14 protein-coding genes and 3 pseudogenes are annotated in these 19,615 nt (G+C 66.3%); 3 read left to right on the top strand and 14 right to left on the bottom strand.

The genetic code is table 11. The annotated features are described in order from the left end of the window. Positions 1 to 86, top strand: a pseudogene (locus tag ABZ464_RS41365) (IS5/IS1182 family transposase); the annotation flags it as partial. Between the two features lie 361 nt (positions 87 to 447). Here the strand turns inward: ABZ464_RS41365 and ABZ464_RS41360 are convergent. The 4 genes and pseudogenes from ABZ464_RS41360 to ABZ464_RS41345 all read right to left on the bottom strand — a co-directional run bounded on the left by ABZ464_RS41360 (position 448) and on the right by ABZ464_RS41345 (position 5,126). After that, a pseudogene (locus ABZ464_RS41360) lies at positions 448 to 1,074 on the bottom strand (transposase). Beyond that, on the bottom strand, positions 960 to 1,286 hold the full coding sequence (locus ABZ464_RS41355) for a hypothetical protein (protein ID WP_359286985.1): 327 nt from the start codon (positions 1,284 to 1,286) through the stop codon (positions 960 to 962). The pseudogene ABZ464_RS41360 and the gene ABZ464_RS41355 overlap by 115 nt, the downstream one beginning before the upstream one ends. Before the next feature lie 308 nt (positions 1,287 to 1,594). Further along, positions 1,595 to 1,867 (bottom strand): annotated as a pseudogene (locus tag ABZ464_RS41350) (transposase); the annotation flags it as partial. Positions 1,868 to 2,060: 193 nt separating this feature from the next. Further along, a complete protein-coding gene (locus ABZ464_RS41345; protein WP_359286973.1) occupies positions 2,061 to 5,126 on the bottom strand; it encodes a glycosyl hydrolase in 3,066 nt (1,021 codons plus the stop codon). Positions 5,127 to 6,254: 1,128 nt separating this feature from the next. On the opposite strand from ABZ464_RS41345, the gene ABZ464_RS41340 reads away from it, so the two are divergent. Then, positions 6,255 to 6,542 (top strand): hypothetical protein, encoded by a 288-nt coding sequence (locus ABZ464_RS41340; protein WP_359286971.1) that lies wholly within the window; start codon positions 6,255 to 6,257, stop codon positions 6,540 to 6,542. 392 nt (positions 6,543 to 6,934) lie between these two features. Here ABZ464_RS41340 and ABZ464_RS41335 read toward each other — a convergent pair whose 3' ends face one another. The 9 genes from ABZ464_RS41335 to ABZ464_RS41295 form a co-directional block, all read right to left on the bottom strand. Continuing rightward, positions 6,935 to 8,647: a dihydroxyacetone kinase family protein gene (locus tag ABZ464_RS41335; RefSeq protein WP_359286969.1), complete on the bottom strand. Its 1,713-nt coding sequence runs from the start codon at positions 8,645 to 8,647 to the stop codon at positions 6,935 to 6,937. A gap of 231 nt (positions 8,648 to 8,878) precedes the next feature. Beyond that, positions 8,879 to 9,157, bottom strand: a complete 279-nt coding sequence (gene catC, locus ABZ464_RS41330) for a muconolactone Delta-isomerase (RefSeq protein ID WP_359286967.1) — start codon at positions 9,155 to 9,157, stop codon at positions 8,879 to 8,881. Between the two features lie 55 nt (positions 9,158 to 9,212). Next, positions 9,213 to 10,361 carry a muconate/chloromuconate family cycloisomerase gene (locus tag ABZ464_RS41325; RefSeq protein WP_359286965.1) on the bottom strand — a complete coding sequence of 383 codons (1,149 nt, stop codon included), beginning with the start codon at positions 10,359 to 10,361 and terminating at the stop codon, positions 9,213 to 9,215. A 92-nt stretch (positions 10,362 to 10,453) separates the two neighbouring features. Beyond that, entirely contained in the window at positions 10,454 to 11,323 is an 870-nt protein-coding gene (locus ABZ464_RS41320) for a dioxygenase (RefSeq protein WP_359286963.1), read from the bottom strand. Positions 11,324 to 11,436: 113 nt separating this feature from the next. After that, on the bottom strand, positions 11,437 to 11,562 hold the full coding sequence (locus ABZ464_RS41315) for a hypothetical protein (protein WP_359286961.1): 126 nt from the start codon (positions 11,560 to 11,562) through the stop codon (positions 11,437 to 11,439). Positions 11,563 to 11,571: 9 nt separating this feature from the next. Continuing rightward, complete coding sequence (locus tag ABZ464_RS41310; RefSeq protein WP_359286959.1) at positions 11,572 to 12,594, bottom strand: ABC transporter permease; 1,023 nt, start codon at positions 12,592 to 12,594, stop codon at positions 11,572 to 11,574. Positions 12,595 to 12,633: 39 nt separating this feature from the next. Further along, complete coding sequence (locus ABZ464_RS41305) at positions 12,634 to 14,193, bottom strand: sugar ABC transporter ATP-binding protein (RefSeq protein ID WP_359286957.1); 1,560 nt, start codon at positions 14,191 to 14,193, stop codon at positions 12,634 to 12,636. A 14-nt stretch (positions 14,194 to 14,207) separates the two neighbouring features. Further along, positions 14,208 to 15,320: a sugar ABC transporter substrate-binding protein gene (locus ABZ464_RS41300; RefSeq protein WP_359286955.1), complete on the bottom strand. Its 1,113-nt coding sequence runs from the start codon at positions 15,318 to 15,320 to the stop codon at positions 14,208 to 14,210. Between the two features lie 554 nt (positions 15,321 to 15,874). Then, positions 15,875 to 17,545, bottom strand: a complete 1,671-nt coding sequence (locus ABZ464_RS41295) for an NAD(P)/FAD-dependent oxidoreductase (protein ID WP_359286953.1) — start codon at positions 17,543 to 17,545, stop codon at positions 15,875 to 15,877. 305 nt (positions 17,546 to 17,850) lie between these two features. Here ABZ464_RS41295 and ABZ464_RS41290 point away from each other — a divergent pair, with 305 nt between their 5' ends. After that, a complete protein-coding gene (locus ABZ464_RS41290) occupies positions 17,851 to 18,660 on the top strand; it encodes an IclR family transcriptional regulator C-terminal domain-containing protein (protein WP_359286952.1) in 810 nt (269 codons plus the stop codon). Positions 18,661 to 18,666: 6 nt separating this feature from the next. Here ABZ464_RS41290 and ABZ464_RS41285 read toward each other — a convergent pair whose 3' ends face one another. Next, complete coding sequence (locus ABZ464_RS41285) at positions 18,667 to 19,599, bottom strand: LysR substrate-binding domain-containing protein (protein ID WP_359286950.1); 933 nt, start codon at positions 19,597 to 19,599, stop codon at positions 18,667 to 18,669. Positions 19,600 to 19,615 lie beyond the last annotated feature (16 nt).

Genomic DNA, 19,615 nt, shown 5'->3' with positions numbered 1-19,615 from the left:
GGCGGATCTTCCGCAGAGCCCGATGCAGCCCGAATCGAATGACGTCAATCGCAGCAGCGGTCCTCACCCTGGAGCGGCAACGCTGAAAGACCTCACTGCCCGGCAGCGCAGCATTTCTCTTCATCAACCGTGATCTTCATCCAACTGCCTTTCTCATAAGCACAGTTCAGGCCACTTCCCGCAGCCCGACGAATCGCCTGACAACCGTCACCTTACGATTGTCATGTCAGAGCGGCAAGCAGTGAAGGGTGGGAACGGAACAAGCGCCTCCGGGTGACAGGAAAGGCCCGGTCCACCCGCACCTACGGGAGACCTCCACGGCGCACCGGATCGCCGGTTCGACGACCGCCGACCGATCACCTTCGGGTTTCCTGAGCGGCGGAGTTCTCCGTATCTCACCTACCGAGATAAACGGAGGACCTTGACTCTGTCGGTGATCTTCGAGGGTCATCCGGCCGTTGCGGCACAGAGAATGTGGAAACGGCTTGATCGCCTACGCCCTCGGGGTGTTTCGGCGGTGCAGGTGAGGTTGCAGGCCATAGCGGTGAGTACGTGTTGAACATGCGTCTTGGCGAGCCCTCGGTAACGAGTGCGGCGTAGGCCGTTGCTCCGGACGGCCTGGGAGAGCGTCGCCTCGATGCCGGCGCGGACGGCATAGCGTCGTTGCCACTGCTCGGTCTAGTGGGGGAGGCGGCTACCGACCTGGATCTCGCGCAACGGCTGTGGGAGCAGGGCGATCGAGCGGGGCCTGGTGGCCGAGGCGGTGCATGGTTGACGGTCCGGGCAGGCCAGGCAGTCGGCTTTGGCGAAGCGGAACTGGAGGTACTCATGGCCGTTGATACGGAGTGTCCCCGGCTGGGAGCTGGTCTTGCCGCGCGGACACGTCGCCTGCGGATGCAGGCGGCATCGACCACGTGCTCGGCCGGAGCCAGGGCGGTCTGGGCCAGGTCGTCGTGGATCTACTCGATCAGCCAGCCGTCCTGGACCGGGGCGATCGTGGTAGCGACGTGCACCACGATCTCGGGCCGCTGTTCCTCGCAGGTCTCGATGTAGTGCACGTGACAGCTGCTCCACTCGGTGCCGTTCTCGGTGCAGTAGTGCGCGTCGGTGTCGTACGGAGACTCGAAGCGCAGGCTCGCCGGCGGCAGCGCGTACCCGTCGCGCCAGCGGAGCTGCCCTTCCTCGTCCCAGTAGTAGTGGTGGACCCACACCTGTCGCAGGACTTCAACCTGGGGAAGGGTCCGCAGCCGGCCCGGCGCGCCGGAGGCCCACAGGGCCGCCAGCACTTTCTGCCCGTCCGTCCGAAGACCTCCGCTCGCGCGATCACGGCCTCCGGCCCACCGGGCACCTTCCGGATCTCAATCTTCCGTCCGTACCGCTTGTCCCACTCGGGCCCGATCGACGGCCGCAGCCACCCCGGCGCGATCACGGCCAGCTTCTCCAAGGCCGCGCGCAGGCTCTCCCCGGCCAGCTCCAGGCGGCTGAGGCGTCGCACCCCGGCCAGCACATACGTCGCGTCGGTACGCTGCCGCCCGCCGGATTTCAGCAGCCCCGCCTCGGTCAGCCGCGTGAGCATCACCTGCAGCATCCGGTCCGCCGCGTCACCTTCGACCAGACGAGCGCGGAAGTCGCACAGGAGCGAGTAGTCGAAGCCCGTGTCCTCCAACTCCAGGCCCAGAGCGTACTTCCAGTCGATTCGCGTACGCACCGCCTGGGCCGCCGCCGGGTCCCACAGGTCCTCGGCGAACTGCAACACCGAGATCGGCGCCAACTGCCCCTGCGAGAAACCCGGCCGCCCATCGGAGGGATAGAGATCCGCGAACTCCGCATCCTCGAACAGCACATCGAGACGGTCCCGCACCAGCATCGCGGGCGTCCCCTTCGGGCACGCCGCCCAGGCCGTGCGCACGGTCCGCGCCGGAATCCGCTGATAGTCCCTCGGCTGCAACGACATCGGGCCCACCTCGACCTTGGCACCGCCCCGCTGCCTCCACTGAAGCACCGCCCTGAGCAGCTGTCAGCACCCGCTGAAGATCACCAACAGAGTCGCGGCACTGGCTCTAGACGAGCTTGACCCACCGATAGGGTGTCAAGGTGACCGGGCCCAACAGGCCATAGTTCGTGGGCTGCTTGGCCAAGTTGTACTCGGCGGTCCAGGAGTTGAACAGGGTGGAGGCCACCTCCATCACAATCTGGTTGTGCCCGGCCACGAGGTAGGGGCCGATGTCCAACGCAGTGTCGTTCTGATTGGCGACCAACGGGGTCCCGTTCACTGCGATCCGGAAGGTGTCGGTGACCTCCCCCAGGTCGAGGACCGCGCCCACACCGTCGGCCCATCCGGCCTTCATGCTGAACCCGGTCGCGTACGTCCCGATCCCAGAGGCGGTCTCCAACCCGGGCAGCTGCCTCCAGGGCGCAAGGGCGCTCAGCGTGCCGACGTCAACGGTCGTCTTGGTCGAACCACTGGGAGTCGAACCCTTCGTCCAGCTCTGCACTTTCAGATCCCAGCGGGAAAGCGCTTGTGCAGACGGCACCGGGCCGAAGCGCGCGGAGACTGTCCTGCCGTCGTTCAGGACGACTGGTACGGCGCCGGCGGAGTTGCTCTTGGCGATGAGGTTGCCGGCCTTGTCGTACTCCACGCGAGCCGTCGTGTGTCGAACCGTGACACCGGGCACCGGGCTGCCGCTGAACCGTCGGTCCTTGGCGAGGACGACGATGACCGAGTCGTTCGCGGCGACGGTCATGTCCAAGGTGACCGAGCCCTTGTTCGCTCGGTACTTCGCGATCGGTGTGATCTCGCCGGTCCAGGCATTCAGCAGGTAGGGGCGCCCTTGTCCCTTGAGCGTGACGGTCGTCTTCACCGCGTCCATCGTCTTGGCGGCCGGGTACGTGTCCACGTCGCCGTAGTTGTAGAGGTGATACAGGTCGGCGTCCTCGGTCTGACGGTGGTAGCTGAGCAGCGTGGCGCGGGTGCCGTACGCGGCGTCCGGGGCGATATCCAGCTCGGCCAGCGCTCCAGGGACGTCCTTCCTCTCAGCCACATGTTTCACGTTCCGGTGGCTCAGCAGTGTCGCCATGTCGTCCGCGATGGCACCGTCTGTGTTGTACGAGCCCGCCGAGGGCAGGGCTCCGACGAAGATGATCGGCAGGCCACGCCGGCTGTACTTGACGAAACGGCGGACGGTGTCAGCGGGGATGGTGGTCTCTTCGTCGACGATGATCGCCTTGTAGGCCGGCCCGTCGGCATCAAGGCGCTTGTTCTCAACGACCGCGTTGTCCAGGGCGAAGGCGGAGGGGTCGACGAAGTCGTACGAGAAGCCGCTCTGTTCCAGCAGACCGTCGTCGTCGTAGTCCTTCTTCTTGTTGTCGAGTTCTCCGCTCTCCCAGTACTTCAGGGAGTAGACCGCCAAGTCGATCTTGGCAATTCCTTCACGGAGTACCTGCTGGTTGCGTGCGATCCACGTGGTGTAGTCCGACGCGTGCGTCCAGTTCGGTGAGCGCTCCCCCCAGTTGTTTGAGAACGGCATAGCCTCCCATCCGGGCCACGTGACGTCGGAGGCGAATCCTCCGAGGGCGCTCGCGCCGTCGTACTGACCGTTGTAGGAATACCCGTGGAAGACGACCTGGTTCACCCCACCGGAAAATGCTCTCTGTATGTGCCACAAAATGTCGTCGAAGGTCTGCTGGTTCTTGCCCGAGTCTTCTTCGCCGTTTCCGCGTAGCAGGTTGATTTGCTGGCCACCGGAGATGAACTTCATATGCAGCTCGGGTGCGGTCTCGATCGAGTAGATCTTCTTCCGGCCAAGGTGTACCGCGCCGGCCTGCATCCGGTAGAAGTCGATGATGTCGTCACCGTAGAGGGATTCCGTCTCGGGGACCGCCACGCTCAGTGCGCTCTCCGGCATGTTGAGATTCTTGCCGTACGCCGGCTGGACCCTCAACTGAACTCCGTTCCGGTCGGCGAATTCGTTGAGGGGCTTCAGATGGTTCTCGACGTACAGGTACGTCATGTGGTCGTAGAAGTCGTTCCTTATCTGGGCGGTATTGACGTCAAACTTGAAGTCAGGGGTCGGATTGGCCCGGTAGTTCCCCCTGGAGGATGCCTGGTAGAGCGCCGGGAGATATGGCGCCAGATCGTACTTGTTTCGTCGCTTGAAACCGTTCAACAGGCCATGCGTCCAGTCGAGGTGGGTCTCGAATTCCAGCGAGTCGCTGAACAACCCGTGTGCGTGCTTCCAGTCTTCCCCGTAGTACGGGATGAGCACGTCGTCCCAGTAGTCGATCAACACTTGCGCGCCCGTCCGGCCGAAGTGGTCGATCTGGTAGTTTCCCTGGGCCTTGTTCCCGGAGGGATACTCCCACCAGCCGAACAGCACGTATTCGCCGGCGTCGCCAGGGGTGAACGAGACCGTCGCGTTGGTCGGGGCGTGTTCCTTGTCTGCGAACGTGACGCTATCCAGATTCAACGACCGCGCCGAGCTGTAATCGAGCGTCTTGGTCTGCTTGTCGGTGTACTTCGCCACCGTCACCGCGACCAGCTTAGGCGTGCCCGCAGCGGCACGGAAAGCAGGGACCGGCACACGGCCGGAAAACGGAGTCGATTGAGTGATCCCATCAACGTTGGCGCTGTCTGTCTCCATCTGGGCGCCCTGGTCCGGGTCGTTCACGTTGGTGATCGTCGGGAGGTTCAGCGGCCAGCCAGGTGTCAGCGTGAAATCGACGGAGAAATTGTGCCGCCCGGCGACCTGGAGCAGGTGCTTGGTCAATTCGTTCCAGCGCGGTGAGCCCCAGGCGACGTTACTGCCGTCAGAGTCCGCCTTGTTGAACGAGACGACTTCGGCTCCGCCGAACCCGGCTGCGACCATCGACTCGATCTCCTTGGTGATCTCATTCCTGGTCATCAGCGCGTTCGGCACCCACCATCGCATCTTCGGCCTGTCCCCCATTACAGGGGAAGCGAAGCTGTCGGCGAAGCTGCGCTTGGTCGGCGCAGCGCTCGGACCGGCCGGAGCGGCGCCGGCCGCTCGGCCCATTGCGGGCGTTATCCCCAAGGCAAGCGCGAATCCCAGCACGGTGCGGCGCGCTGGGCCCGCCGCTATGACGCGCGTCGAGGGCTTACGTGACATTTCCACGTTCCTTTCATGGGGATCCGGCATCGAATGGCCGCCCGAAGGGGTTCGTCACAATCAGCGAATGAGGGCAACCAGCCGGGCGACGTCTATGGCCGAGGCACAGACGTCACAGTCAATTGAATCGTTTCAGTCGGTCATGGCGAGGAACGTACGTGACTGACGTCTCACTCGTCAACGGGTATGGAGGGTGGGTTCATCAATGGGGCAGGGCGACTCGCCGCCACCTCTGACACCGGGAACGTCGTCTCGTTCCCTAGCAGCCTGGGCCCCTTGGTGTGCGTGTCATGGTGACGCGCGGGTCTATTCTGATGCGTGAGGCCCCTTTGTCAAGGGACCGCGTGATGCCGTCGGGTCCGGCTGTCCGACGGGACTCCGCCGACTCGGCCTTGGACGGGGCCGCCGGTTTGGCTTGGTGTGACGCATGGCGATTCCGGTATGCGCGGGTTGGGGCCGCAAAGCGCGGGCTCTTCGAGGAGCGACGGAACCAGAGGTCCGGAGGGCGGACGTTTGGGGGACTGCCGCACCCACCCGCCGGGATCCGTGGCCGACGAATGTCCAGAAAGCCCAGGATGTGGTCGGCGACCCTCGGTCGCGCGCCGCCTGCTCTCCCGCCGGATCGTCGCGGCACACCACGCCCAGTCCGAGCAGGGGCGCCCCCCGCGGCGCTGCACCGGACCGCGCGAGAGCTCTACTGGAACACACCCGGCGAGCGCCGGACTGGTCTCCGACCGCATGGTCCGCAGACGGCTCATCGCTGGTGTGGCACCGAAATCGCCCTCCGACAGGCGACCTGCCCGATAATCCGCAGGCCGAACCGCCAGGCAAGGGTGATCCCCGTAAGGCCATGAGTCGTTGAGCCTGCGTGCCGGTGTCCGCCGCTCCGGCGTCGCCCATGGCCGGCCGACACCCGCGAGATCACGGCGAAGGCGCGCATTGGCACAGCAAGGTCCGGAGCCATAAGTGGGACCGATGCAACCCGCGAGCCAATCCCTCATGCGGAGCTCCCGAAGACATCGCCCCTCAAGGCCCGCCAGGCGGCCCCCCTCGCCGGGCGTTCTGTCCGCCGACAGCACCCCCCAGAACCCTGCTGGGGAAAAGGCAAGGTCAGCTCCCATACAGTAATTGGCAAGCTCCGTCGGACAGTACCCAGCCATAAGCGGAGAGGATCTGGCCGAGGCGTTCAGCACGGGGCTCGGACGGACCGTGACCTACGAGGCGACCGACCCCCACGCCCGCTTCGCACCGCTCGCACCCATGCTGGGCGAGCACGCCACCGCCGCCATCGCGGACAGGTACCAGGCCCTCAGCACACAGCCGGACCACTCGATCACCGCCGAGCACTCCGCCCAGACGCTCCTCGGCGTCACCCCCCGGACCGCGAGCGAGTGGCTGGCCGGCACCGATCTCTGACGGAGATCGGCTGCCATCACGGGAGGAGGTGATCGACGCGATGCGGGAACCTGCCCACATGAGACCCGAGTTGGCCGCCGTCACCGTCACCGCTATCTGGAGGAGCTGCCCTGCGGCACCAGCCACGCACTGCTGTTGCGTGACGGCGGGGTGGGTCGAGCGGCATGCCGACCGCTCGGCACCGAGAAGGTGACGGGTGGTGTCGCACGCCGTCCCCCTCGGCATTGCCCGTGCCCGCTGACGAGCCGCCAAGTCGCCGCACCCCGGCCCGAACGACTTCGCGTCCTCCCCGGCGATCCGTCCTCCCCTCCCCGGGGGAGTCCGGGGCGCGGGGCTGTGACGGGAGTACGTGCCGAACCTGTGCGGTGGCCGGGAGCCTGCGTTGGTCCGGGTCAGCGCGAGGTGATGCGCTGAGGGTCGGGCAGACGCGTGGCGGCGGCCGGCTCGTAGATGCCTGCGAACGCGGTGAACAGCAGTGCCACGCCGAAGGCCCCGGGGTCGGGGACGCCGATGGCGTGATCGCCCACATAGCTGGCACGGCCGCGCCGTGGGGTGAGCGGCGCGGTGCCCAGTGCGCCCTGGATGGCGGCTTCGGCGGCAGCCGTGAAGGGGCTGTCGGCAGCAGTGCCACCAGAGGCGGCCAAGGCATCGCAGGCGGGACCGAGTGCGTCCACGAGGGTGCAGTCGCCGACCTCGGCTCCACCGACCCGCTGGATGGCGGCGAGGCTGGATCTCGCCGCGCCGGCGACGGCCAGGGCGTCGGGCTCCTGGTCGTCGGCCCAGGACACGGTGGCCAGATGCTGGAAGAGGAGCCCGAAGAGTGGACCGCTCGTGCCGCCCACGTCGTTGAGGAAGGCCTCGGCCAGGGCAGCCACGCCGTCGGTCCCCGACTCGTTCAGTCCGACCGCCCGGCGCACACCGCCGACCAGGTTGTCGCCGAAGTCGCCGTCGCCGACGAGTTGGTCGAGGGCGGTGAGGTTGTCGTGGACCTGGGAGACGATCGTCGAATAGCGCTCGAGAACGGCTCGGCCGACCGAGGCCTGCTCGTTCGCGCGTATCGGGGTGGCGGCTGGTCCGGCGACGACGGTCGCCGCGGTGTCCGGGGACAGAGTGAGAGAAGGAAGGAACAGCGGCGTGTCGGTGGGTGCCGTCCACAGGCCGGCCCACTCCGCCTTCATACGGGTGAGCGTGATGGAGAAGCCGGCCATGTCCAGGGCCGCGGTGAATGTGCCGGGCACGATGGCCAGGGGCTGGATGCCGCGGGCCGTCAGCAGGTCGTGCAGGATCGATCCGATGGCGTGCAGTTCCAGGCTGGTCGTGGCACCCAGGCCGTTGACGACGGCCAGCATCTTGTCCTGCCCTGCGGGCAGCGCCTCGAGAAGATCATCGGTCATCTGCCGGACGAGTTCCTCGACGGGGCGGTGGTCGATGGTGCGCGTACCGCGCTCGCCGTGGATTCCGACACCGTAGTCGAGCGTGCCGGGGCTGAGATCGAAGGCCGGCGCCGCGGTCGAGGGTGAGGTCTGGGCTCGGGCCGCGACGGCGAGGCTGCGGGAGCGGGCGACGATCTCCGAGCCCAGTGTGGCGAGATCCTCCAGTTTGGCGCCCTGGTCGGCGAAGGCTCCGAGCAGCTTCTCCAGGACCACGGTGGCGGCGGTGCCTCGGCGGCCGGTCGCGGTGTGCGTGTTGTCGGTGGCCAGGTCGTCGTCGACGAGGACCGTCGCTACGGGTATGCCGTCGTGGCGGAGGCGTTCCGCCGCGATCTGAAAGTTGATCACATCGCCGGTGTAGTTCTTGATGATGAGCAGAACACCGTTGCTTTTTGCGACGGCCGCACTGGCCTCGTAGATCTGCCGGTTGTGCGGGGAGGCGAAGACTTCGCCGGGGCAGACGGCGTCGAGGCCGCCGGGGCCGAGGAGGCCGGTGTGCAGCGGCTCATGTCCGGAGCCGCCTCCCGAGACCAGCGCGACCGTGCGCTTGGGGTCGCTGGTGCGGGCCCGCAGGTACAGAGGGCTGCTGTTCACTTCGATCAGGCCGGGGTGAGCCAGCGCGAGACCGCGTGCGGCGCTCAGCACCGTGTCGGCTTGCGGGAGGAAGTACGTCATCGGGGGAAAGCTCCCTTGGAAGAGCGAAGGTGGATGGATCGCGACCTTCGGTTGGTGGGGCGTCGAAGTCGGACAACGGGGCTGGCTGTGGGCTCGGTAAGGTGCCGGTCGCCCGTGGCGTCGGGCACGCACCCTCACACTGCAAGCGGTCATCGGGCCCAGGTGCGGCCCCTGCTCTCCGGCCGGGCTATCGCTGCGGTTCCCCCGGCAGTCGGCCGTCGGCTGTCGACCTCAGTGAACCTTGGAGGGGTGTGCTGCGAGCGGCGTCACATGGATCTTCATGTACGGAAACAGCGGCAGGCTCGACAGCAACGCGTGAAGGGTGTCGTTGTCGTCGACATCGAAAATGCTGATGTTGGCGTACTCTCCGACGACTCTCCAGATCTCCGGCCATACCCCCGTGCCCTGGATCTCCTCCGCACGCGCCTTTTCCCGGGAGAGCAGATCCTCTCGGATGGTCGGGTTCATGTCATGAGGGACGGATACGTCCATGCGAACGTGGAACAGCATTCCTTGCTCCTGGCTTGGTGGCGGTCTCGGGGAGAAATCGCCCCGGCTTGTAGGCTCAACCGGGGGTGAGCCCGCGTCGTCGGTGAGCGCGGACCGCGTCCATGTTCACGTTCACCCCCAGCCCCGGGCCGTCGGGAAGATGGAGGTGGCCATCGGCGAACCGCAGCGGCTCGACGAGGGTGTCCTCGGCGAAGAGCAGCGGCCCGAACAACTCGCTGCCCCAGGTCACTCCGGCCGCGGCACAGGCGAGGTGGAGCGATGCCGCGGTGCCGATGCCTGTCTCGATCGACGTTCCCGCGTGGCACGGGATGCCCGCGGCCGCCCCGATCGCCACGATGTCGCGGGCTCGACGAAGTCCGCCGACCTTGGTGACCTTCACCGACCACACGTCGGCCGCCCTCGCGTGGACGAGGCGCAGCGCGTCGTGCGGCGTGCGCAGGCTCTCGTCTGCCATGACCGGAATCGGGAGCGCGCGGTTGATCTCGGCGAGGGCGCCCATCTGTTCTCCGGGAACGGGCTGCTCGATGAGGTCGATGCCGGCCTCGGCCAGGCGAGGGAGGAGGCGAAGGCTGGTGAGGAGGTCCCACCGCGCGTTGAGATCGACGCGCAGACTCGCCGAGGACGACGTCTTCTCGGCGATCGCCGAGATCCTCTCGACGTCGTCGACGGGATCGACGGCACCCATCTTGAGCTTGAAGCTTCGGTGGGTGCCGTCTTCGATGAACCGCTGAATCTCGTCCACGACGACCTCGACAGGTTCGGCGCCCAAGGCCCACGTGACCTCGACACGGTCGCGAGCGACCCCGCCGAGCAGGGTGTGGAGGGGAACGTCGAGGGTGCGTGCCCATGCGTCGTGGAGCGCGACCTCGACAGCGGTCTTGGCGTAGAGGTTGGCGGCCACGTGGTCCGTGATGTCCCGCATGAGTTCGTCGATGCTATCGACGGGCCGGTTGAGCAGAAGGGGCGTGATGTAGGTGTCGATGGTGATCTTCATCGACTCCACGGACTCCCCGCCCCACCAGGGGCCACCGGGTACGACGCCCTCGCCGACACCCGTCACACCGCCCAGGGTGTGGACGAAGACCAGCAGGACGGGCTGTGCGTCGACAGTGACGCGGGCGAATCTGTGCGGGCGCCGCAAAGGCATGTCCACGATGATCGTCTCAACGCGCTCGACGAGCAGGTCGGGTGGGGCCGGAGACATGGGACCTCTCGGGGAGTAGTCGGAGTTCGATGACAAGGAGCCCCGTAGGGGGTCGGTACGCGCCCGACCCCCCGGAGGGCACGTCAGGGGTGTCAGGCCTTCTCTAGCTCGAAGTCGTAGGTCACCCGAGCTACACCGGTGCCGTCGTCGACAGGTTCGATGAAGAGTTCGGGCTTGGTGGCCGACGCGACGTCGGAGTCCACGTACGCGCTGGTGGCGAGGTAGAGCTGGGTGGTGATCGTGCGGTGCCCGTCCGCGCGGACCATCAGGTGCAGGTGGGCCGGGCGCCACGGGTGCCACCCCGCGGCTTCGAGAAGGCGGCCGGTCGGCCCCTCGTGCGGAATCTGGTACGGAGCGGGCTGGATGGTACTGATCGCGAAGTGCCCGTCCGCGTCGGTCACCGCCACGCCGCGGAGGTTGCCGTCGGGGACGTGCGGCGCGAATCCGGAGTAGTAGCCGTCGTCGTCGGCCTGCCAGATCTCGACTTCCGATGCGGCGAGGGGAGTGCCGTCGATGTCGCGCACCTGACCCGACAGCACCAGTGGTGTGCCCTTTTCGTCGGCGCGCATGGGGAGTGTGCAGGTGGCACCGAGCTTGGGCTGGTCGGGCAGGTAGTAGGGCCCTTCGATGGAGCCCTTGGTTCCGTTCTGCGACTGGGAGACCTGGTCCTCCACGGCGTGCTCGATGAACACGTCCATCACCAGGGGCCACTCGCCGCCTTCGCCGACCGCCATGAGCCAGGCCTTCGTGGCCTGGTATTCGGGGTAGGTGACATCGTGGCTGCGGATGACGTCCCGGACTGCGCTCAGGATGTCACCGACGATGCCGGCGACACGCTCCTGCGAGCTCGCGACAACGCCGCGCCGAGCAGCGTTCTGCTTGAACGCGACTGTCGCGCTGGCGCCCGAGTCCGCGGCGGTGGGTGAGGGTGCGGGTGACTGGTTGTCCTGGGCGGTGGTCATACCGTCTCCTGGGGTGTTGGTCAGTGGTCGTGAATTCGGCTGACGTCGGGGTTGATGAGATACGGCGTCAAACCGCACTCGGTGAGCATGATGTCGGCGAGCCATTCCGTCTCTCAGGCCTCGCCCTGGGCTTCGGCGGCGAAGCGGACCTCCACCTCGACACTCTCGTGGTTTCCCGCGTGATTCCACTGCTGGAGTTCGTGGCAGCCGCCGGTCTCGCTGCCGGCCGAAGATCGCACCCCGCCATATCAAGCCGCATCGTTCCGCCGCTTCCCGGAAAGAGCCGACAACGAGACCGCGATCAGCAGTGCGACCCCGTTGAAGATGTTCGGCAACCAGAAGGGAGCACCCGCGAGCGTCAGTCCACTGATCGCCACGGCCAGCACGAGAGCACCGATGATGGTGCCCCAGAGGTTGAACAGTCCCTGCTGAATGACTGTGGCTCCCAGGAACGCGGCGGCATAGGCGGGAAGAAGGAACTCGGGGCCTGTGTTCGGATTTGCCGATCCGATGCGGGCGATCTGCAGAAATCCGGCGAGCGCGGCCACGGTGCCGGAAATCACAAAGGCCGACGTGAGGGTGTATCTCGTACGCACACCGCTGAGTCGCGCGGCTTCACGCCCGGAACCGGTGGCTCGGATGTATCGCCCGTACGGAGTGAACTCCAGTATGTACCACACGAGGAAGGAAAGGAGAACGGCGACCCAGACGACCAGGGGGAAACCTATGAATGTTTCCGTCCCGAGGCTCCGCAAGGAAGCAGGGACTCCCCGGAACAGGACCTCTCCCTTTGTCACGAGGAGATTGAGTCCAGCCAGGACGGTGGCCATCGAGAGCGTCACGATGAACGCGTTCACGCCGATCTTGACAATGAAGAACGAGTTGACCGCGCCGATGAAAGCCCCGATCGCCAAGGCGGTGGCCAGCACCAGCAGAAGGGGCCATCCGAGGGCGCTGCTGTAAGCCACCCAGACGGCGGAGAAACTGAGGTTCGCGGCGACGGACAGGTCGAACTCGCCGGCAACCAGCGGGAACAGTACCGCTATGGCCAGGATGATCGGCACCGCCTGGCCCGTAAGGATACTGACCGAGTTGGACGCGGTGAAGAACCGGTCCGTCTGCCAGATACCGAACGCGAGTATCAGCAGCACAAGGAAAATAGCCAGTCCGAACCGCGAAACGCCCTCCAAAAGGTGATTCCGACGACGCCTACTCGTCAGGTCATCGGGTATAGCGGCCGGTGCCGGACCGGCAATGCTCTCGGTAGGCATTGGTCTCCTCGGGAGGTGGTTCAGAATCGGACAGGGGGTTCAGGTCGCGGCCACGCCGGACGTGGCGCCCGTGGTTGCCATGGCGATCTCGTCCTCGGTGATATGGGGCCGTTCCAGCACCCGGCGTATCTGGCCCCTGTCAAGAATGACGAGGCGATCACACAACGCCGCCAATTCCGAGCCGTCGCTCGACGCCAGGATGACGGTCATGCCGTCACGAGCGAGCGCGAGAACCAGCGACGCGATCTCGGCCTTGGCACCGATATCGATGCCCTGTGTGGGCTCATCCAGGATCAGGATCCGCGGATTCACTCGGAGCGCCTTGGCGATGACGGCCTTCTGCTGATTTCCGCCGCTCAGCTTCCCGATCGGACGCATGGAATCCCGGGGCCGGACATCGAGACGGGCGATGAGCTCGTCGGCCTGATCGCGTTCCTTGTGCTTGTCCAGCCACCATGCCGTGCCGAACGACCTCAGGTCCGGCAGAGTGAGGTTGTGCTGCACGGGCAACGAACCGATGCATCCATGATTGCGCCGGTCCTCAGGCACATAACTGACACCGGACCTTATGGCCTCGCGAGGATCTTTCGGTCTGTACGTGGCACGAGCAAGGGTCATCTGCCCTGCTGTGGCGCCCTGTGCACCGGCGATGAGGCGCACCAGGTCACTTCTACCGCATCCCGCAAGGCCACCGATGCCCAGAATTTCCCCTGCGCGCACATCCAGGTCCAGATTTCGGACGATCCGGCCTGTCAGTCCCCGCAGCCGCAGGATGTGACTCGTCTGACTCTCGATCGCCGCTGTTTCGGAATCCGTGCGCCGCGGAGCCGATTTCGCGAGCTCCCGACCGAGGAGCAGCGAGACGATCTCTCCATGAGTCAGCCCCGCGGTCTCCCGTTGCGCGACTATGCGGCCGTCCCGCAGGACGATGACCTCGTCGGCCACCTCGAGCACTTCGTCGATACGGTGCGACACATAAAGCACTGCCCCGCCGTCAGAGGTGACGCGCTCGATGGCATCGAACACCAGGCCGACTTCCTCCTTGGGGAGTGCGGCGGTCGGTTCGTCGAGCACGAGCACGCGCGGAGTCCCCTCGCCGGGATCTCCGAGCACCCTTGCGATCGCCACCATCGTGCGCTGCGCCGGCGACAGAGAACTCAGCAGCGTGTTCGGATCCCATGTGAGACCCAGCCGCCCCAGGCGCTCGCGGACACGCGCCGAGACGTTTTTCCGACGAATCGCACCCGCCCTGAGCGAGCCGTATCCGGTGGCGAAACAGACGTTGTCCCCCACCGACATGGACTCGACGAGACCAAGGTCCTGGTGGACGAACCGGAGACCAGCGGCATGAGCACGTGCGGGCGTCACGGGGCTCGACAACTCGTGCCCGCCGGCCTCGATCACTCCCCCAGGGGCGGCTTGGTAGTACCCGCTCAAGATCTTGATGATCGTGGACTTGCCCGAACCGTTCTCCCCGAGCAAAGCCACGACCTTGCCGCGGCCGATCTCGAAAGAGAGGTCACTCAGAACCTGTGTGTCCCCGAACCACTTGTTGATGCCGCGAACGACGAGCGCCGAGTTCGGACTCTGGGCGTTCACACCGTTTACGTCATTCATTTCTGCGTCGATCCCGTCTTCCACAGCTTCAGGAACATCGCCTTGTAGTCGATGTCGCCGGTGTAGGTGAAGTCCTTCGGGATGTAGTCCTTGGTCACCATCCTGCCGGGCACGCCGTCGTCGTCGGGTGCCGGCTTGCCCTGCAGCAGGCGATTCACGTCGTCGATGGTCGACCAGCCCTCCCATTCGAGGGCACTGCCGACGGTGGCCCTGATCGATCCCCCCGAGTCGATGTTGCGGATGACATCCGGATTGCCGTCGATGGAGTAGACCTTGACGTCGTGATTACCGAGCTGCTGCAGCGCTGTACTGACGTCCGTGGCGAAGAGGTCGACCGGCGAGATCAGAGCCTTGACATCCGGATTCCTCTGCACGAATGCCGACACTTTGTTCTGCAGTACCGTCCCCACGTCGTTCGCCGAGACCTGTTCCACCTTGACGCTCACCTTGGGGCAGTTCTTGCCCAGGTAGGACTTCACGGCGTCGACACGCTGTGTGAGGACGTTGAACGACGGATCCGTGATCATTATCGCGTGACCCTCTGCGTTCAGGTCGTCACACACCTGGGCCGCGAGCCACTCACCCTGCTGCGTTCCGTGGAGACTCATGTTGTGCTGGAAGCCTTCCGCGGTGATCGGCACATCCTCCTGCCCGTTCGCACCGCCCAGGACGACGATGCCTTTGCGTCTCGCGGCCGCGAGCGGACTGGCGACCCAGGCCGGGTCGAGGACCGTGGTGACGATGGCGTCGGCGTGGAGGTCGATGGCCTGCTGGATGGCCTGGTTCATCTTGTTGGTGTCGAAGACGGGATCAATCGTCAGCACCTTCCAGCCCAGCGCCTTCGCGGCCGCGTGCACGCCGGCGTCCCAGCGCGCGCAGCCCGGCGACGCCATGCTGCACGGGATGGACACGATGAACTTGTCCTTGAGCATCGGCGGCGACGTCGTCGGGCCCTTCCAGGGCTTCGGCTGGCCCGCCTCGGCCACCAAGGCCTTCACCGCAGCCGGCACTCCGGCTCCCGAGGAGCCCTGCGTGTCGGTGGTTCCAGCTGTGGTTCCGGCGGTGGTCCCGCATCCGGACATGACCACCGCACAGACGGTCAGCCCCACGAAGGGCGTGAGCTTTCTCATTGCGTCTCCTGCCTCATGATTCCTGTCGGCCTGTTGAAACCGACTTGCCCCGACTTGCCCTGACCTGCCCTTTCAGGGCATCCGTTTCCTCGGGCGCCGACACCGAGACCGCGTCCCCGACGTCCTCGGACAAACGCGTCGAGCGCTGCCGCGACGAGACCCCCCAGGTGTCCGGCGACAGTGGCGTCGGCCGCCGGCCGACCTCTGCGGCAGCGCTGCGGCGAGGTTTTCTTCTCAGGGGCACAAGCGGATGGTTCGGCTCCCGCTCGGCGCACCCGTTCCGGCTGGGCCGGTCGTGCGAACAGTGTGTGAAGGACTGACGGCGGTCACTGCGGGCGAGCCGCCCCTGACGGTGACCGGGCGAGCTCGCGGCTACGTCGCTCACCCAGGCGTCACGTTCGTCCGGCTCGGCACGTCACCTGCACCCGTCACTCCGGTCCGGACCGGCCTGCCGCGCATCTCCGCGTTGTTCTGCTCGCCGTCGAGGGGAACGCCCGCACCGTGGCGTGACGTCCCGGTACCGCGCCGCGGACCTATCCGCCGAGAGCCGTGGACGCCGTGACCGGCTCCCGCGACCGCAGGACGAAGCCGGGATAGCCATTCGCTTCCAACTCGTCCAGCTCGGCGTAATACCGGTCGGCTCCGCCCATGTAGACCAGGGCCTCCGGTCGCTTGCCCGGAACGTTGGCCCCCATGAACCACGCCCGGGCCTGAGCGGAAGTGCGCGGGAAGATGGTCTCCTCCACCGCTCGCCGCACCTCCTGACGCCACTTCTCCTCGGCCTCGGACTCGGCCTCGATGTAGTCCATGCCGTTGGCGCGCAGGTAGGTGACAGCTTCGATGGCCCACCTGCCGGCCTTCTGGACCGTGGGAGGGATGTTGGCGTGCGGCGTCTGCGGCCCGTAGACGTAGAGCAGGTTCGGGAAGCCGGCGGACGCCAGCCCGGTGTGCGTACGCACACCCTGGCTCCAGTGTTCGTCGAGCCGCCGCCCGTCCCGGCCCACGACTTCGATGGCGCCGATGGCACCGGTCAACGCGTCGAATCCGGTGGCGAAGACGATGACATCGACCTCGTACTCGGCCTCACCCACACGCACAGCGGTAGAGGTGATCTCGCTGATCGGCTCCTGGCCGACATCGACGAGATGGACGTTGGCCCGGTTGAAGGTTTCGTAGTAGTTGTCGTGGACCGGGGGCCGCTTGGCTCCGTAGGGATAATCCTTGGGGCACAGCAGCTCCGCCGTCTCCGGGTCCTGCACGGTCTGCCGGATCTTGCGGCGGATGAACTCCGCGGCGTGCTCGTTGGCCTCCTCGGAGAAGTTCAGGTCGTCGAAGGTCGAGAAGGAGAAGGAAAAGCCGCCCTCCGCCCACTTCTCCTCGAAGATCCTCTCCCGCTCTTCGGGAGTGACGTCAGTCGTCACGCGGTCTGCGAGCGGCAGGGGGAACGCGAAGTAGTGCTTCCAGACCTTCTGCCAGATCTCTTCCTGGTGGGCGGTGATACCGGACCAGTGCATGTCGTCGATCACGTGGTTGCGGCGAGGCAGCACATAGTTGGGCGTGCGCTGGAAGACGTGGACCTCCTTCGCCGTGGCCGCCAGTTCCGGGAGGATCTGCACCCCGGTCGATGCGGTGCCGACCAGCGCCACGCGCTTTCCCGCGAGGTCGATCCCCGCCTTCGGCCAACGCGCGGTGAGCAGCGTCTCACCGCTGAACGAGTCACGCCCCGGGATGTCCGGCAGGTACGGCTTGGACAGACCGCCGACAGCCGTCACCACGTACCGCGCGACGAGTGTGCCGCCGTCTGCCGTCGTCACCGTCCACAGGTTCTCGGACTCGTCGTAGCGCAGCGACCTGACGCCGGTGGAGAACTGGATGTACTTCTTCAGGTCGAGCCGGTCGGCTACGAAGTTGAGGTAGCCCTGCACCTCCTTCTGCATGGGAAAACGATGGGTCCAGCGCCATTCGCTCAGCTCCTCGCGGGCGAAGGAGAAGCTGTAGCACCACGCCTCCGTATCGGTACAGGCCCCCGGGTAGGTGTTCCAGTACCAGGTGCCGCCGACCTCGGTGCCCGCTTCGAGCAGGACGACGTCGAGCCCGGCTTCCCGAGCGTGGTAGAGGGTGGAAAGACCACCGAACCCGGCACCGATGATCACTACCTCACGGTCGGGCGTCCTTGTTGAGCCGGTCGTTCTGTTCGCGCTCACTATGCTTTCGTCCTTTCGCAGAAGCCGAGGTACCAGAGACGTGTCGTGAACCGGCTGGCCGACGAGCGGTCGGCGCGCTTGGATCGCCGTTCGGATGTCACCTGCGCCGGGAGGGGGAGCTCCAGCGACGTGGCGGTGAGGGCGTCGACGGCTGCGCCGTGAGGTTGGCCGTCCTGGTCCGCAGGGTTCGAGAGTTCGCCTCAACCATGTACGCTATGCGTACGATACGTACGCTGTGCGTTCCCGTAACAATGAGGACCGTCATTCGCCGGTGTCAAGGGGCGTGCAGGAGATTGGAGGATGCGATGACGGACCCCGGGTCCATCAACGAGCGCGACTTCGTCCAGAGCATCGAGCGCGGCTTCGCCGTGCTGATGGCCTTCGATGAGGAGCACCCCCGTATGTCGATGGCGGAGGTGGCGCAACAGACCGGACTGTCCCGCCCTGCGACAAGGCGGATTCTCCTGACCCTGCAAGCACTGGGCTACGTGGCGGGTTCGGACGGCAGCTGGTTCCTGACACCGCGCGTGCTGGTGCTCGCGCAGCGCTACTCGGCCAGTCACAGCCTCGTGGAGTTGGCTCAGCCGCTGCTGTTGCGACTGGCCGAGGAGACGCAGGAGTCGGCGTCCCTCGCGGCACTGGTCGGTACGGAAGTCGTATACATCGCCCGTGTCCAGGTGCGCCGCATCCTGAGCATGAACATCGACGTGGGCAGCCGCATGCCGACAACGGCCACCTCGACCGGCCGGGTCCTGATGGCGTGGCGCGATCCCGACTTCGTCGAAAGGGTCATCGCCGAACAGGGCATGCCGCGGTTCACCGAGTACACCGTCACGGATCCGGTGCGGCTCTCCGACATCCTGCAACAGGTGCGGCAGCAGGGTTTCTGCAGCGTCGAGTCCGAGCTCGAACTCGGCCTGCTGTCCGCGTCGGTCCCCGTTCGTGACGGAAGCGGAGAGGTCGTCTCGGCCATCGCCTACTCGACGTCGCTCGGAAGGCTCACCCGCGAGCATGTCGAGTCCGAAGTGATCCCGCGCATGCTGGACGTGTCCGACGAGCTTTCGCGGCTCCTCGCCTATGACTCGACGGACAAGCGGCCGCCCTCCGGACCGTGACGGGTTCTAATGATCACCGAGCCGCAGCGGGCGGGTACTGGCCGGCACCGGTCCAGGCCCGCCGCTGATGCGACCGAGGATCTCCAGAGTGCGGTCCATGACCGGGTTGTCCTCGTCGCGGGTGGCGGCGACGAGCGGCACGCTCCGCACTCCGGCAAGCGGGACATGCACGACACCGGGCACGCCGAGCAGCGTCGTCGGTTCCGGAACCACGGCGATTCCCAGGCCGGCCGCCACGAAGGTGAGCAGTGTCGAGGTCTCGGCGACCTCGTGCGCGACGTTCGCCGCGAAGCCGGCCTCCTCGCACAGCCGCGTCACCAGCCGGTGCATGGCGGATCCGGTGCTGCTGCCGTGCATGATCAGGTCTTCGCCCGCGAGGTCGTCGACCACCACGCGGGCGCGCGTGACGAAGGCGTGGTCCTGGGGAACAGCGACCAGGAGCCGGTCCTCGCGCAGCACCGTCAGGCGCAGTCCGGCGGCAGATCCCCCGATGGTCCGCAACAGCCCCAGGTCGAGCATGCCGTCGTGCAGGGCCGAGACCTGGTCCGGAGCGAGCATCTCGCCACGGAACCCCACTTCCACCTTCGGCAACTCGGCGCGCAGTGCCCGGGCGAGCAGCGGCAGCAACGAGTAGGTCGCCGAACCCACACACCCCACGGTGAGACGGCCTTCGCGCCCTTCGGCGACTCGACGCGCCCGCACGCCGGCCGTGTCCACCGCCTCAAGCACTTCACGTGCCTGGTCCAGATAGGCCGCTCCGGCCGGAGTGAGGTTGACCCGGCGCGTGGTCCTCTCGAACAGAGCCAGACCCAGCTCCGCCTCCAGTTGCCGAATGGCACGCGACAGCGGGGGCTGCGCCATGTGCAGACGCTCCGCGGCACGTCCGAAGTTGCGTTCCTCGGCGACCGCGATGAAGTACCTCAGGTGTCGTAGCTCCACGGATTAATACTCACAG

The sequence above is a fragment of the Streptomyces sp. NPDC005820 genome, assembly GCF_040630255.1.
GTDB lineage: Bacteria > Actinomycetota > Actinomycetes > Streptomycetales > Streptomycetaceae > Streptomyces.
This window is presented reverse-complemented; position numbering and strand designations above follow the sequence as displayed.

Bases quoted from the DNA above. Each gene is read 5' to 3' on its own strand.
- ABZ464_RS41290 (WP_359286952.1), top strand. From the start codon at position 17,851: ATGACGGACCCCGGGTCCATCAACGAGCGCGACTTCGTCCAGAGCATC.
- ABZ464_RS41325 (WP_359286965.1), bottom strand. From the start codon at position 10,361: ATGTCTCCGGCCCCACCCGACCTGCTCGTCGAGCGCGTTGAGACGATC.
- ABZ464_RS41320 (WP_359286963.1), bottom strand. From the start codon at position 11,323: ATGACCACCGCCCAGGACAACCAGTCACCCGCACCCTCACCCACCGCC.
- ABZ464_RS41335 (WP_359286969.1), bottom strand. From the start codon at position 8,647: ATGACGTACTTCCTCCCGCAAGCCGACACGGTGCTGAGCGCCGCACGC.
- ABZ464_RS41310 (WP_359286959.1), bottom strand. From the start codon at position 12,594: ATGCCTACCGAGAGCATTGCCGGTCCGGCACCGGCCGCTATACCCGAT.
- ABZ464_RS41345 (WP_359286973.1), bottom strand. From the start codon at position 5,126: ATGTCACGTAAGCCCTCGACGCGCGTCATAGCGGCGGGCCCAGCGCGC.
- catC (WP_359286967.1), bottom strand. From the start codon at position 9,157: ATGCTGTTCCACGTTCGCATGGACGTATCCGTCCCTCATGACATGAAC.